General features: G+C 65.5%; 12 protein-coding genes. 7 read left to right on the plus strand and 5 right to left on the minus strand.

The features are described from left to right. Position 1: 1 nt before the first annotated feature. Positions 2 to 799: an SDR family oxidoreductase gene (locus Q9R14_RS12845; protein WP_306002639.1), complete on the plus strand. Its 798-nt coding sequence runs from the start codon at positions 2 to 4 to the stop codon at positions 797 to 799. Here the strand turns inward: Q9R14_RS12845 and lpdA are convergent, their stop codons facing one another. The 5 genes from lpdA to Q9R14_RS12870 are packed head-to-tail and all read right to left on the minus strand — an operon-like array spanning position 800 to position 6,679. Beyond that, positions 800 to 2,197: a dihydrolipoyl dehydrogenase gene (lpdA, locus tag Q9R14_RS12850; protein WP_306002640.1), complete on the minus strand. Its 1,398-nt coding sequence runs from the start codon at positions 2,195 to 2,197 to the stop codon at positions 800 to 802. Then, entirely contained in the window at positions 2,194 to 2,655 is a 462-nt protein-coding gene (locus Q9R14_RS12855) for a hypothetical protein (protein WP_306002641.1), read from the minus strand. The genes lpdA and Q9R14_RS12855 overlap by 4 nt, the downstream gene beginning before the upstream one ends. A gap of 4 nt (positions 2,656 to 2,659) precedes the next feature. Continuing rightward, positions 2,660 to 4,315, minus strand: coding sequence for a 2-oxo acid dehydrogenase subunit E2 (locus Q9R14_RS12860; protein ID WP_306002642.1), 1,656 nt, complete (start codon positions 4,313 to 4,315; stop codon positions 2,660 to 2,662). 1 nt (position 4,316) lies between these two features. Next, complete coding sequence (locus Q9R14_RS12865; protein ID WP_081600497.1) at positions 4,317 to 5,384, minus strand: alpha-ketoacid dehydrogenase subunit beta; 1,068 nt, start codon at positions 5,382 to 5,384, stop codon at positions 4,317 to 4,319. A 59-nt stretch (positions 5,385 to 5,443) separates the two neighbouring features. Beyond that, positions 5,444 to 6,679, minus strand: a complete 1,236-nt coding sequence (locus Q9R14_RS12870; protein WP_200932916.1) for a thiamine pyrophosphate-dependent enzyme — start codon at positions 6,677 to 6,679, stop codon at positions 5,444 to 5,446. Between the two features lie 161 nt (positions 6,680 to 6,840). Here Q9R14_RS12870 and Q9R14_RS12875 point away from each other — a divergent pair, with 161 nt between their 5' ends. From Q9R14_RS12875 to Q9R14_RS12900, 6 genes are all read left to right on the plus strand, one after another. Next, complete coding sequence (locus Q9R14_RS12875; RefSeq protein WP_055754211.1) at positions 6,841 to 7,329, plus strand: Lrp/AsnC family transcriptional regulator; 489 nt, start codon at positions 6,841 to 6,843, stop codon at positions 7,327 to 7,329. A gap of 39 nt (positions 7,330 to 7,368) precedes the next feature. Further along, the gene (locus tag Q9R14_RS12880; RefSeq protein ID WP_306002643.1) at positions 7,369 to 8,307 is read left to right on the plus strand and encodes a pirin family protein; all 939 of its coding nucleotides are present in this window, start codon (positions 7,369 to 7,371) and stop codon (positions 8,305 to 8,307) included. Positions 8,308 to 8,356: 49 nt separating this feature from the next. Beyond that, the gene (locus Q9R14_RS12885; RefSeq protein ID WP_184280026.1) at positions 8,357 to 9,322 is read left to right on the plus strand and encodes a WD40 repeat domain-containing protein; all 966 of its coding nucleotides are present in this window, start codon (positions 8,357 to 8,359) and stop codon (positions 9,320 to 9,322) included. Further along, positions 9,322 to 10,014, plus strand: coding sequence for a monofunctional biosynthetic peptidoglycan transglycosylase (gene mtgA / locus Q9R14_RS12890; RefSeq protein WP_306002644.1), 693 nt, complete (start codon positions 9,322 to 9,324; stop codon positions 10,012 to 10,014). Before Q9R14_RS12885 ends, mtgA begins: the two co-directional genes overlap by 1 nt. 64 nt (positions 10,015 to 10,078) lie before the next feature. Continuing rightward, entirely contained in the window at positions 10,079 to 11,974 is a 1,896-nt protein-coding gene (locus Q9R14_RS12895) for a M2 family metallopeptidase (protein ID WP_306002645.1), read from the plus strand. Positions 11,975 to 12,073: 99 nt separating this feature from the next. Continuing rightward, positions 12,074 to 13,987, plus strand: coding sequence for a TadE/TadG family type IV pilus assembly protein (locus tag Q9R14_RS12900; protein ID WP_306002646.1), 1,914 nt, complete (start codon positions 12,074 to 12,076; stop codon positions 13,985 to 13,987). Positions 13,988 to 13,990 lie beyond the last annotated feature (3 nt).

Consider the following 13,990-nt stretch of genomic DNA (forward strand, 5'->3'; position numbering starts at 1 on the left):
CGTGAATCGAACCGTTCTGATCACCGGCGCGTCTGCCGGCATCGGCGCGGCCCTGGCCCGGACCTATGCGGCCGAGGACTGGAATGTGATCCTGACAGCGCGTCGCCAAGCCCCGTTGCAGGCTCTGGCTGACGACTTGAACGTCGCCCACGGCGTGACCACGACCGTGATCCCCGAAGACCTGTCCGATCCCGCAGCGCCCGAGCGGTTGGTCGCCGCAATCGCCGCGCGCGGCCTGACCGTCGACGGCTTGGTCAACAATGCGGGATTCAGCCGGGTCACCGGCTTTCTGGATACCGACCTGAGCGCTCATCGCGCCATGATCCAGGTCATGCTGACCGCGCCGGTCGAGCTTTCGCGCCTGTTGCTGCCCGATATGATCCAGCACGGCTTCGGCCGAGTGCTTAACGTCGCCTCGCTGGCCGGCCAGATGCCCGCGACGGGAGGCGACACCCTGTACGGGCCGATCAAGAGCTTCCTGATCAAGGCTTCGCAGGGCCTGCATCTGGAGACGCAGGGAACCGGCGTTCACGTGACGGTGCTGAACCCCGGCTACACCCTGACCGAGTTCCACGACGTCAACGGTTCGCGCGAGCAGGTCTCCAGCGCCTATCCGGCCTGGATGTGGATGGACGCCGTGCGCGTGGCGCGCATCGGCCATGACGCCTGCGAGGCCAACCGTCCCAGCGTCACCCCCGGCGTCATGAACAACGTCATGGCCGGACTGGCCCGCTTCCTGCCCGATGGCCTGGCGCTCCGCATGGTGGCGAACCATGCGAAGCGGCTGGACCGGATCTGATTAGATGTGGATGGCGTGCCCGAGGGCGCGCAGGCTGGCCTCGTGGAAGGCCTCGCCCAACGTCGGGTGGACGTGAATCGTCCCGGCGACGTCTTCCAGCACGGCACCCATCTCCAGCATCTGGGCGAAGCTGTTGGACAGTTCCGACACATGCTGGCCCACCGCCTGGATGCCCAGGATGCGATGATCGCCCTTGTTCGCGATCACCCGCACGAAGCCGCCATCCTCACCCGCCTCGATGGCCATGGCGCGACCGATCGCGGCGAAGGGGAAGACCGACTGGATCACATCGTCGCGGCCCGCGACCTCGTTCGGGCCCAGACCGGCCGAGACGATTTCCGGCTCGGTGAAACAGACCGCGGCGATGGTGACGGGGTCGAAGATGCGGTCATGGCCGGCGATGATTTCGGCGACCACTTCGCCCTGGGCCGAACCCTTGTGGGCCAGCATGGGTTCGCCGGTCAGGTCGCCGACCGCCCAGACGTTCTTCATCGAGGTGGCGCAGCGCTGGTCGATCTTCACGAACGGACCGGCCATGGTCACGCCCATGTTTTCCAGACCCCAGCCTTGCGTACGCGGACGCCGACCGACCGTGACCAGCACCTTGTCGGCGTCCAGTTGCAGCGGCTCGCCATCCTTGGTCGTGATCGACAGCTTTCCGTCGCCGAAGCCCCCGGCGCGCGCCCCCAGATGCAGCTCGACGCCATGCTTCTCCAGCCACTTGGAGACCGGATCGGTCAGGGCCTTGCCGTAGAGCGGCAGGATACGGTCGGCCATTTCGACGATGGCTACTTCGGCGCCCAGCTTGCGATAGGCGATGCCCAGTTCCAGCCCGATATAGCCGCCGCCCACGACGACCAGCTTCTTGGGAACCTCCGACAGGCTCAGCGCCTCGGTCGAGGAAATGACGTCGCCGCCGAACGGCAGGAAGGGCAGTTCGACCGGCTCGGATCCCGTCGCCAGGATGACGTGTTCGGCGGTGATGCGGATATCGCCTTCGTCGGTTTTCACCACGCAGGTCTTGGCGTCGGCGAACTCGGCCCAGCCCTTGATGACCTTGACCTTGGCCTTCTTCAGCAGGGCCGCGACGCCGGCGTTCAGCTTACGGACGATGCCGTCCTTCCACGCGACCGTCTGCGACAAGTCGATGGCCGGCGCCGCCGCCGTGATGCCCAGGGTTCCGCCGCCGGCCGCCTTTGTCACCGTCTCGAACTTGCCTGCCGCATGGATGATGGCCTTGGACGGAATGCAGCCGACGTTCAGGCAGGTGCCGCCCAGCCCATCGCCGCCGTCCACCAACATGGTGTCGAGGCCAAGCTGGCCGCAACGGATACCCGCGACATAGCCGCCGGTACCTGCGCCGACGATGAGCACTTTGGTTTTCAGATTTTGAGTCATTTTGGTCTCGATAGAGGCTGGCCAGCTCTTGCTGCGCGCCAGTCGCTCATAAAGCTTTCGATATACTCCGCGTCAGCCTTCACAACGTAGAGCCAACGCCTGTCCGCCTCTGCTTTAGGGCTCGCCATCACAATAACCCTCGAGCCATTTCGCGGCTCACCTTCGTCATCCATGAGGAAAAGCCAGTTCGTGCAGGCTCCCGCCTCATATGACATTCGGAACGGCTGCGGGGACACCGGACCCCAAACAGCCAAGGTCGGCCTCACAGTGAAATCGACATTGTCACCGTACTGGTCATGCCAAACTGTGTTTTCGATCCTCGCTTCATAGACGCTTGTCACGGCGCGAAGGTCGCGCGCTCGGGCCTGGAACTGATCACCCGGGGCCGGCACGCAAGCTAGAACCGGTGCGCCGGTGATCGCAGATGTCAATGCCAACACGCCCAGAAGCCGGTGCATGGCCTCACCCCATCCACAGCGTCGCCGGGTTTTCCAGAAGCCCCTTGATCCGCTGCACGAACACCGCCGCGTCGTGACCGTCGACGATGCGGTGGTCGAAGCTGGAGGACAGGTTCATCATCTTGCGCACGACCATCTGGCCGTCCTTGACCACGACCCGTTCGGCGATCTTGTTCGGACCAACGATGGCGACCTCGGGGTGGTTGATGATCGGGGTGTGGACCACCCCGCCCAGCGTGCCCAGCGAGGTGATGGTGATGGTCGAACCCGACAGTTCCTCGCGCTTGGCCGAACCTTCCTTGGCGGCGCCCGACACACGCGCGATTTCCAGAGCCGTATCGTAGGGGTCGCGCGCCTCGGCATGGCGGACCACCGGCACCATCAGGCCATTCGGGGTCTGGGCGGCGATGCCCAGATGGACCGGGGCGTGTTGGGTCAGGACGCCGGCTTCGTCGTCATAGGTGGCGTTGATCTGGGGCTGGTCGCGCAGGGCGACGACGATGGCGCGGGCGATGAAGGGCAGGACGTTCAGCTTGGGCTGATCCTTGGACTTCGTCGCGTTCAGGTGGGCGCGCAACTCCTCCACCGCCGTCATGTCGATTTCCTCGACATAGGTGATGTGGGGAATGCGGCGCACGCTCTCGGCCATCTTCTCCGCAATCTTGCGGCGCAGGCCGATGATCTTGACCTCGGTGGTCCCTTGCGCCTTCGCATAGGTCGAGCCGACGCCGGACGGCGCCGACGCGGGTTGGGAACCGCCGCGCGCGATAAAGCCGTCCAGATCCTCGTGCGTGATCCGACCCGCCGGGCCGGAACCGGGCACGAAGGTCAGATCGACGCCCAGGTCCCGCGCGCGATTGCGCACGGCCGGCGAGGCCGACGGACGTTCGCCGGGCGCGCGGCCGGTCAGGGCGGGAACAGGCTTGGACGGCGCAGTCGCTGAAGGCGCCCTTTGAGCCGTCGAAACCGCGGCGGAAGCCGCCGTCGCATTCTCCGCCGGCTTCGGGGCCGGTTTCGGCGCCGCGACGGGCGTCGAGACATTGCCCCGACCCTCGACATCGAACGCGACCAGCGGTCCGCCGACCGGCACCGACTTGCCCGCCTCGCCGTACAGCGCGACGACCGTTCCGGCGACCGGCGAGGTGATTTCGACCGTGGCCTTGTCGGTCATGATATCGGCGATGATCTGGTCTTCCTCGACCGCATCCCCGACCTTGACGTGCCAGCCGACCAGCTCGGCCTCGGCCGTGCCTTCACCGACGTCAGGCAGTTTGAAGACATAGTTGCCGGATGTCGGCGCCTCGACAGCGGGGGCTGCCGGCGTCTCGACCTTCGGCGCTTCGGCGACCACGGGCGCGGGGTCCGGTTTGGCGACGGCAGGGGCGGCAGGCGTCGGGGCGTCATCGGCATTGCCCGCCCCCTCGACCTCGAACTCCACCAGAGGACCGCGCACCGGCACCATGGCGCCGGGTTCGCCGTGCAGGGCGACGACCTTGCCGCTGACCGGGGCGGTGATCTCGACCGTGGCCTTGTCGGTCATGACGTCGGCGACGATCTGGTCCTCGGCGACGACATCGCCGACCTTGACGTGCCATCCGACCAGTTCGGCCTCGGCGGTGCCTTCGCCCACGTCGGGCAGTTTGAAGACGAAACGACCCATGTCAGCGACCTCCCGTCATGACGCTCTTCAAGGCGTCTGCGACCCGTTGCGGCCCGGGGAAATATTCCCATTCGAAAGCGTGCGGATAGGGCGTGTCCCAACCGGTGACGCGCGCGATCGGCGCCTCCAACGAATAGAAGCAGCGCTCCTGCACCAGGGCCGACAGTTCGCCGCCGAAGCCCGAGGTCTTGGGCGCCTCATGCACGATGACGCAGCGGCCGGTCTTCTTCACCGAGGCCTCGATGGCTTCGATGTCCAGCGGCACGAGCGAGCGCAGGTCGATGACCTCGGCGTCCACGCCCGCGTGTTCCGCGCCGGCCAGGGCGACCCAGACCATGGTCCCATAGGCCAGGATGGTGACGTCGTTTCCTTCGCGCATCACGCGCGCCTTGCCGATCGGCTCGACATATTTGCCGGTTGGGACCTGTGCCAGATCCTGGGCCTTCCACGGGCTGACCGGCTTCTCATGCCAGCCGTCGAACGGCCCATTATAGAGCCGCTTCGGCTCGAAGAAGACGACCGGATCGTCGTCCTCGATGGCGGCGGTCAGCAGGCCCTTCGCGTCATAGGGGTTGGACGGAATGACGACCTTCAGGCCCGCGATATGGGTGAACAGGCTTTCAGGCGACTGGCTGTGGGTCTGACCGCCGAAGATGCCGCCGCCATAGGGGCTGCGCACCGTGATCGGCGAGGTGAACTGACCGCCCGAGCGGTAGCGCATCTTGGCCGCTTCCGAGACGATCTGGTCGTAGGCCGGGTAGATGTAGTCGGCGAACTGGATCTCGACGACGGGACGCAGCCCATAGGCGCCCATGCCGATGGCGGCGGCGACGATGCCGCATTCCGAGATCGGGGCGTCGAAGCTGCGGGTCAGGCCGTGCTTCTGCTGCAGCTTGTCGGTGACGCGGAAGACGCCGCCGAAATAGCCGGCGTCCTCGCCGAACGACAGGACGTTGGCGTCTTCGGCCATCTTGACGTCGATGGCCGAGTTCAGCGCCTGGATCATGTTCATGGGGACCACGCCCGCGCCCGTCGCTTCCGAGGCGGGGGCGGCGTTCTGGTCGACCATGTCGGGCTCGACGCCGTCGTTGCGATCGGCGTCGGTGAAGGTGGTTTGCTCGCTCATGGTCAGACCCCTACCTCGCGGCGCTGTTCGATCAGCCGCCAGTCTTCGGTCGCATAGACCTCTTCGAACATCGTCTTCACGCTGGGACGCGACTGGCCCAGGGTGCCGATGGCTTCGGATTCCTTGCCCGCGGCGCGGACCTGTTCGACAGCGTCCTTTAACGCCTCGGCGTGACGCTCGTCGTCCCATTCGCCGATGACGGTCAGATGCTGGCGCAGACGTTCGATCGGATCGCCCAGCGGCCATTTCTCATGCTCGTCGCCAGGGCGATAGCGGCTGGGGTCGTCGGAAGTCGAGTGCGGGGCGCCGCGATAGGTGAACAGCTCGATCACCGTCGCCCCCTGGTTCGACCGCGCCCGTTCCTCGGCCCACTGGGTCGCGGCCCAGACCGCCAGGAAGTCGTTGCCGTCCACCCGCAAGGCCGGCAGGCCATAGCCGATGGCCTTGGAGGCGAAGGTGGTCTCAAGCCCGCCGGCGATGCCCTGGAAGGAGCTGATGGCCCACTGGTTGTTGACGACGTTCAGAATGACCGGGGCGCGATAGACGGAGGCGAAGGTCAGGGCGTTGTGGAAATCACCTTCAGCCGTGGCGCCGTCGCCGATCCAGCTGATGGCGATCTTGTCGTCGCCCTTGTAGGCGCTGGCCATGGCCCAGCCCACGGCTTGCGGCACCTGGGTGCCCAGATTGCCGCTGATCGTGAAGAAGCCATAGTCCTTGGCCGAATACATGATCGGCAGCTGGCGGCCTTTGATCGGATCTTCGGCGTTCGAATAGATCTGGTTCATCATCGCGACCAGCGGATAACCGCGCGCGATCAAAAGCCCCTGCTGGCGATAGGTCGGGAAGCCCATGTCCTCGCGGCTCAGGATCATGCCCTGCGCGACCGCAATAGCCTCTTCGCCGGTGCACTTCATATAGAAGCTGGTCTTGCCCTGGCGGTGGGCGCGGTGCATCCGGTCGTCGAAGGCGCGCGTCAGGATCATGGCCTTCAAGCCCCGGCGCATCGTCTCGGGATCCAGGCGCGGGTTCCACGGACCGACGGCAGCGCCCTCATCGTCCAGCACCCGAATCAGGCGGAAGGCGAGATCGCGCATCTGATAGGGCGTCGATCCGACCTCGGGCCGTTCGACGACACCGGCAGGGTCCATCTGCAGGTGGCTGAAGTCCGGCGTATCGCCGGGACGGCCGGACGGCTCCGGCACGCGCAAGGACAGGGGCTGGCTGTTCTTTTTGTTCATTTTATCGTTCATGCGGGCGTCCATATCCGTTCTGGGGTCCGTCCGTGTTTCCTCTGGACGTGTGATAACACGACCCCTAAGCAGGTGCTCGCTCAATTTGACCTTGCGCAATCCCGATATCGGGTATTTTATTTCGCGATAAGCATAATCGGAGAAACGCATTGGCCGACGAACTCGACCCCATCGACGCCCGCATCCTGGATATCCTGCAACAAGACGCCGGGCTGTCGGTCGCAGAGGTCGCCGATCGCGTCGGACTGTCGGCCTCGCCCTGCTGGCGGCGGATCAAGCGGCTGGAAGACTCCGGCCTGATCACCAAGCGCGTCACCCTGCTGAATGCTCAGCTGCTGGGCTTGGACTTCGAGGTCTACGCCATCGTCAAACTGATGCTGCCGTCGGCGGACAATCTCAATGTCTTCGAGGCCGCCGTGGCCAAATGGCCGGAAGTGGTCCAGTGCGCCACCATCACGGGGCGCGAGGACTATGTGCTACGCATCATCACCTCGGACATGCACGCCTTCGACCTGTTCCTGCGCGAGAAGCTGCTGGCCCTCGGCATCGTCTCGGACTGCGAAAGCCACATCGTCACGCGCGGTGTGAAGAATGTGACCGCTCTGCCTCTTGGCATCATCACGCCTCACGTCGGATAACGTCGCTCAGGCGGCGCGGGCCGCACTGGGAGCCGACACATGATCGAACTGGTGATCGACGCACGCCGCAAGGACCTGGGCGGGTTCGAGGTCGGGCGCGTCCTGCCCTTCCATTCGCGCCGGATGGTCGGGCCCTTCATCTTTCTGGATCAGATGGGACCGGCGGAGTTCGCGCCGGGAGCCACGGCCATCGACGTGCGACCCCACCCGCATATCGGCCTGTCGACCCTGACCTATCTGTTCGAGGGCGAGATCATGCACCACGACAATCTCGGCTACGATCAGGCGATCCGGCCGGGCGAGGTCAACTGGATGACCGCCGGCAAGGGCATCGTCCATTCCGAGCGCACCGATCCGCTGAAGAAGAGCAACGGCGGGCCGATGCACGGCATGCAGGCCTGGGTCGCCCTGCCCGACGAAGCCGAAGAGATGGACCCGGCCTTCCACCACTTGGGCGAGGACGCCCAGCCGGCCTACGAGAACGGCGGCCTGTTCGCGCGACTGGTGGCCGGTGAGGCTTACGGCGCCAAGGCAGCCGTCCCGGTGTCGTCGCCGCTGTTCTACATCCACTGGGAGCTTCAGCCCGGCGTGCGAACCGCCCCGCCGTCCGGCAAGGGCGCCGGAGGCATGAGCGAGCGCGCGCTCTATGTGGCCAAGGGCTCCATCGAGGTCGGCGATCGCACCTTCCACGAGGGCCAGATGATCGTGCTGGAGCCGACAGCCGAGCCGACGGTCAAGGCTCTGACCCAGTCGACCGTCATGGTGCTGGGGGGCGAGCCGGTGGGTGAACGGCTGATCTGGTGGAATTTCGTGGCCTCCAGCCAGGCCCGCATTGATCAGGCCAAGGCCGACTGGAAGGCAGGCCGGATGACGCTGCCGGACGCCGACGATCTGGAGTTCATCCCCCTGCCTGACGAACCCGCAAAGGCGCAGGCGGAGCCTGCGCCAGTGACGCCCAAGCCGACAGATCCGGTCTAGCGGGCAGGCAGAAGGTGACGCGACGAGGTCGGATCGCTACATGCGGCCTATGAACTTCGATTTCGACGCCCAGGTCACCGCCGCCCTGTTCGACAACACCGGCGCTGTCTTCGCCCTCGGCGACGGCTCGGTCCGGTTCGAGGACCGCACACGGGTGGAGGCGCACGACGGCGCCGTGCTGTGCGCCTGCGTTCATCCGTCCGGCGACGGGATCGTCACAGGCGGCGATGACGGCAAGGTCGTCTGGACCCGTCGCGACGAGGACCCGGTCGTTCTCGCCACGGCCAAGAACCAGTGGATCGACGCCATCGACGCCTCGCCGGCCTCGGGTCTGATCGCCTTTTCCTTCGGCCGCACCCTGTCGGTGATCGACCCCAAGGAGGTGGGCTTCCGCCGCGACTTCCAGCATGAGCGCACCGTCTCCGGCGTCGCCTTTGAGCCCAAGGGCCGGCGCATCGCCACCTCGACCTATGGCGGGGCGGCGCTGTGGTATGCGCGGATCGAAAAGCAGCAGCCGGTTAAGCTCGCCTGGGCCGGATCGCATACCGGCGTCGCCTTTTCGCCCGACGGCGCCTTCGTCGTCACGACCATGCAGGACAATCAGATGCACGGCTGGCGCATCAAGGACGCCAAGAATCTGCGCATGGGCGGCTATCCAGGCAAGGTCCGGTCGATGGCCTTTCTGGCCAACGGGCAGCTTATGGCGACCTCGGGCGCGCAGGGCGCGGTCCTGTGGCCCTTCATCGGATCGAACGGGCCGATGGGGCGCGAGGCGACCGAGATCGGCTATGACGACACGACCCTGGTCAATCTGGTCTCGGCCCGCGCCGATCAGGGCCTGCTAGCCGCCGGCCTGACCGACGGTCGGGTCTGGGTGGCGCATCCGGCCGCCCAGGGTCTGAACTTCGTCAAGGCTGAGAAGGGTCCGGCCATCGTCGCCCTGTCGCTCAGCCCCGCCGTCGACAAGGTGGCGTGGGCCGACGAAGACGGCGCCGCCGGAGTTTTGATCCTCTGATGGCGACGGGCCGCAAGAGCTGGCGTCGCGTGGTGCTGACCGCGGTTCTGATCCTAGCCCTGATCCCGGTCGCGGGCGTGCTGATCGTCGCCATCGTCCCGCCGCCGCCCACCATACTGATGCTGCGCCAACTCGCGAGGGGCGACGGCATGGACTATCAGTGGCGCGGTCTGAACCAGATTTCTCCCAACCTGGTGAACGCCGCCATCGCCGCCGAGGACGCCCGGTTCTGCAGCCACCACGGCTTCGACATGGAGGCGATCCAGAAGGCCCTGGACCACAACGCCGAGGGCGGGCGCCTGCGTGGCGGCTCGACCATCAGCCAGCAGACGGCCAAGAATGTCTTCCTCTGGCCCGGCCGCGACTGGATCCGAAAAGGTCTGGAGGCGGGCTACACCGTCCTGATCGAGGCCGTGTGGTCCAAGCGCCGGATCATGGAGGTCTATCTGAACGTGGTGGAATGGGCGCCCGGCGTCTATGGCGCCCAGGCCGCGTCGCGACACTGGTTCGGCAAGGACGCCCGCGACCTGAGCCCGCGTGAGGCGGCGCGTCTGGCCGCCATCCTGCCGGCTCCGCGCCGTTACGAAGCCGCCGCGCCCGGCCCCTATGTGCGTCGGCGCGCCGCACGCGTTCAGGCAGCCATGGGCACGGTGCGCAATGAAGGTCTGAACACCTGCGTCGTCGGTCGCTGAACCGTCACGCTTGACGGACGACCGGGCCTGACCTCTCCTGCCCGCGCTGTTCAGGAGATCCATCATGAAGCGTCAGATGATGACCGCCGTCGCGGTCTGCGCCCTCGCCTTCGCCGCCGGCTGCGCCAGCACCAGCGAACCCGCCGCCGGCGCGCCAGGCGTCGAACAGACGGCCTCGACGACGCCTGCGCCGGCCGTCAGCGGCATGCGCGACGACTATCCCATCACCGCCGAGGGCGCGACCGCCTTCATCGCCGACGCCGAAACCAAATGGGCCGAGGTCAGCGAATATGTCGCCCGCATCCAGTGGGCGCGCGCCACCAACATCACCTTCGACACCATGTGGCTGGAGTCCAAGGCCAACGCCGAGGCGACCGAGCTTCAGGTCCAGCTGGCCAATCAAGCGGCCAAGTTCAACGACGTCCAGGTTGATCCGGTCGTGCGGCGCAAGCTGAACCTGCTGCGGCTCAGCCTGGTCTTGCCGGCGCCCAATCGTCCCGGCGCGGCCGAGGAATTGGCCCAGATCACGACGCGGCTGGATTCGACCTATTCGACCGGCAAGTTCGACTTCAAGGGCAAGCCGATCACGTTGGACGAAGCCTCGCTGATCCTGGCCGACAGCCGCGATCCCGCCGAGACCAAGGCGCTTTATGAAGGCTGGCGCACCATCTCGCCGGTCATGCGCGACGACTACGCCCGCATGGTCGAGATCGCCAATGAGGGCTCGCGTGAGTTGGGCTTCGCCGACACCGGCGCCCTGTGGCGGTCAGGCTACGACATGCCCGCCGACGATTTCGCCGCCGAGACCGACCGGCTGTGGGCCCAGGTGAAGCCCTTCTACGAGAACCTGCACTGCTATGTGCGCGCCAGGCTGAACGCCAAATACGGCGACGCGGTCCAGCCCGACCACGGCCCGATCCGCGCCGATCTGTTGGGCAATATGTGGTCCCAACAGTGGGGCAACATCTTTGATGTGGTTGCCCCGCCCAGCGGCGGCGCCTCAAGCTACGACCTCACCGAACTGCTGAAGGCCGCCGACTACGACGCGACCAACATGGTCAAGACGGGCGAGGGCTTCTACGTCTCGCTGGGCCTCGACCCGCTGCCTCAGACCTTCTGGGAACGCAGCCAGATCACCCGCCCGCGCGACCGCGAAGTCGTCTGTCACGCCTCGGCCTGGGACCTGGACAACGCCGACGACATCCGCATCAAGATGTGCACCAACGTCAACGGCGACGACTTCTACACCGTCCACCACGAACTGGGTCACAACTACTATCAGCGCGCCTACAAGAACCAGCCGATGCTGTTCCGCAATGGCGCCAACGACGGCTTCCATGAGGCCATCGGCGACTTCGTCGGCCTGTCGGCCCTGACCCCCACCTATCTGAACCAGATCGGCCTGTTGAAGACCACGCCGGGCGCGGAGGAAGATATTCCCTTCCTGCTCAAGATGGCCTTGGACAAGATCGCCTTCCTGCCGTTCGGCCTGATGGTCGACAGGTGGCGCTGGGACGTCTTCTCGGGTGAGACGGCGCCGGCCGCCTACAACACCGCCTGGACCGCCGACATGCTGCAGTACCAAGGCCTGGTGCCGCCGGGTCCGCGTCCGGCCAACGCCTTCGATCCGGGCGCCAAATACCATGTGCCCGGCAACACGCCCTATACGCGCTACTTCCTGGCGGCCATCTATCAGTTCCAGTTCCAGCGGGCCGCCTGCAAACAGGCCGGCTGGACCGGGCCGCTGCATCGCTGCTCCGTCTATGGGAACAAGGATGTCGGCGCCCGCTTCAACGCCATGCTGCAGATGGGCCAGTCGCGGCCTTGGCAGGAGGCGATGAAGGCCTTCACCGGCGACGACGGCAACGACGCCTCGGCCATCGCCGACTATTTCGCCCCATTGAACGTCTGGCTCCAGGAACAGAACCGCGGTCACCAGTGCGGATGGAGCGCCGCCTGATCACGCGGCGGCGTTAACCGTCCCCTTCACAATTCCCTTAACCGCCCGATGGCAAACTGAACGCTAATCGGGCGGTCCGCGTCCATTGGGATGGGCATGGTGAAGGTTTCCAATCGGATCGGCAGGGCGGTGAAGGCTCTGCGCATGTTCACGTCGCGCCTCTCGTTGGACCGCGGCGGCAATGTCGTAATGATCTTCGCCCTGGTGATGCCGGCGCTGATCATGCTGACCCTGGGCGGCATCGACATTAACCGCGTGACGACGGCGAAGGCCCGTGTTCAGGACGCGCTGGACGCCGCCGCCCTGGCCGCGGCGCGGTCGTCCTATACCGATCCGAAAGACCTGAAGACCGTCGCCCTGGTGGCGCTGAGAGCCAATTTGCGCAACGCCTCGGTGGAGCCGTTCGCCGACGACGCCGTCAAGATCGAGCTGACGAAAGAGCAGATCGTCATCGCCGACATCCAGGTTCAGGTGAAGACCCTGATCGCCAATGTGGTCCTGCCGCCCTATGGCAAGATTCTGGACGACACCCTGCCCGTGAGCGTCCACTCCGAGGTGAATCGATCGTCCAAGGACATCGAGGTCTCGCTGGTGCTCGACATCACCGGCTCGATGGCCAGCAACAACCGGATCGGCGATTTGAAGAACGCCGCGAACCAGCTGATCAAACTGGTCGTTCAGCCAGCCGCGAAACAGACGCCTTACTATTCCCGCATGGCCATTGTGCCCTATTCGATCGGCGTGAATCTGGGTTCTCGCGCCGACGCCGCACGCGGCGCCTCGATCGGATCGACCAGCATCACCGGAGCCGCATGGGCGGCGGCGGCGGCCAAGTCGATCTCTGGCATTACGCGCGCTTCGCCCGGCGTCGTGACCGCCAACGGACACGGGCTATCGACCGACGACTACGTCTGGATCAGCGGCGTCAGCGGCATGACCCAGATCAACAACCGCGCTTACAAGGTCGTGCGGATCGACGCCAATCGGGTGTCTCTGCAATATCAATCCGGCGCGAATTGGTATGCGCTGAACACCACCAGCGGCAACGGATACAGCAGCTACAGCTCTGGCGGTCAGATCCGCAAATGCATGCGCTCCGACTGCTTCGTCACCATCACGTCCACCAATCACGGCTTGTCTGAGGACGAGGGTGTGCAGATCACTGGCGTGAACGGCATGACAGCGCTGAATAACAGCAGCGGCCTCTTTGAAGTTTACGAGCGCACATCAAAGGACGCCTTCGTCGTGCCGGTCGGGGGCACAACCTACGCCGACTATTCCAACGGCGGCGCTGTTCAGTGCGGCCGCGACGGATGCGCCAAACGTGTCTTCCGCGATCCGCAATACAATCGCTTGACGGTATTCGACAATACGACCTGCGTCAGCGAACGCGCAGGATCGTCCGCCTATACCGACGCGGCCCCCAGTTCTGCCTACGTCGGCCGAAACTACGCGTCTCCACGCAATCCCTGCCCAGCAGCGACCGTTCAACCACTGACGTCCAATATCGACACCCTGACCAGCCTGGTGAACGGGCTGTCTGTCACAGGCTCGACGGCAGGCCAGATCGGTCTGGCCTGGGGCTGGTACACGGTATCCAATCAGTTCAATGGTTTGTGGTCCTCAAACCCGGCCGCCGCCTATGCGCCGACCAAGGTGCTGAAGGCCGTGATCCTGATGACGGACGGCGAGTTCAACACCCCCTATTGTGGCGGCGTGATCGCTCGCGACGCCGGGTCCGGATCCGGCAATCTCTACGACAAGATCGCCTGCGACGCGACGAACGGCGACCCGTTCGATCAGGCCGCAAAACTGTGCACCGGCATGAAGGCCAAGGGCGTGATCGTCTACACCGTGGGCTTCTCGATCACGCCCGGCAGCGACGCGGCCAACATCCTCAGCACCTGCGCTACCGACAAGGACAAGGCCTTCCTGCCGCAGTCGGGCGCGGACCTGTCCAACGACTTCCAGGCCATCGGACGCGACATCACCCGACTACGGATTTCCCGCTGACGG

The sequence above is a fragment of the Brevundimonas sp. C43 genome (genome assembly GCF_030732185.1).
In the GTDB taxonomy this organism is placed as follows: Bacteria; Pseudomonadota; Alphaproteobacteria; order Caulobacterales; family Caulobacteraceae; genus Brevundimonas; species Brevundimonas diminuta_C.

Excerpts from the sequence above, each read along its gene's own strand:
- Q9R14_RS12895 (WP_306002645.1), top strand. The coding sequence starts at position 10,079 with ATGAAGCGTCAGATGATGACCGCCGTCGCGGTCTGCGCCCTCGCCTTC.
- mtgA (WP_306002644.1), top strand. The coding sequence starts at position 9,322 with ATGGCGACGGGCCGCAAGAGCTGGCGTCGCGTGGTGCTGACCGCGGTT.
- lpdA (WP_306002640.1), bottom strand. The coding sequence starts at position 2,197 with ATGACTCAAAATCTGAAAACCAAAGTGCTCATCGTCGGCGCAGGTACC.
- Q9R14_RS12860 (WP_306002642.1), bottom strand. The coding sequence starts at position 4,315 with ATGGGTCGTTTCGTCTTCAAACTGCCCGACGTGGGCGAAGGCACCGCC.
- Q9R14_RS12870 (WP_200932916.1), bottom strand. The coding sequence starts at position 6,679 with ATGAACAAAAAGAACAGCCAGCCCCTGTCCTTGCGCGTGCCGGAGCCG.
- Q9R14_RS12885 (WP_184280026.1), top strand. The coding sequence starts at position 8,357 with ATGAACTTCGATTTCGACGCCCAGGTCACCGCCGCCCTGTTCGACAAC.
- Q9R14_RS12855 (WP_306002641.1), bottom strand. The coding sequence starts at position 2,655 with ATGCACCGGCTTCTGGGCGTGTTGGCATTGACATCTGCGATCACCGGC.
- Q9R14_RS12880 (WP_306002643.1), top strand. The coding sequence starts at position 7,369 with ATGATCGAACTGGTGATCGACGCACGCCGCAAGGACCTGGGCGGGTTC.
- Q9R14_RS12865 (WP_081600497.1), bottom strand. The coding sequence starts at position 5,384 with ATGGTCGACCAGAACGCCGCCCCCGCCTCGGAAGCGACGGGCGCGGGC.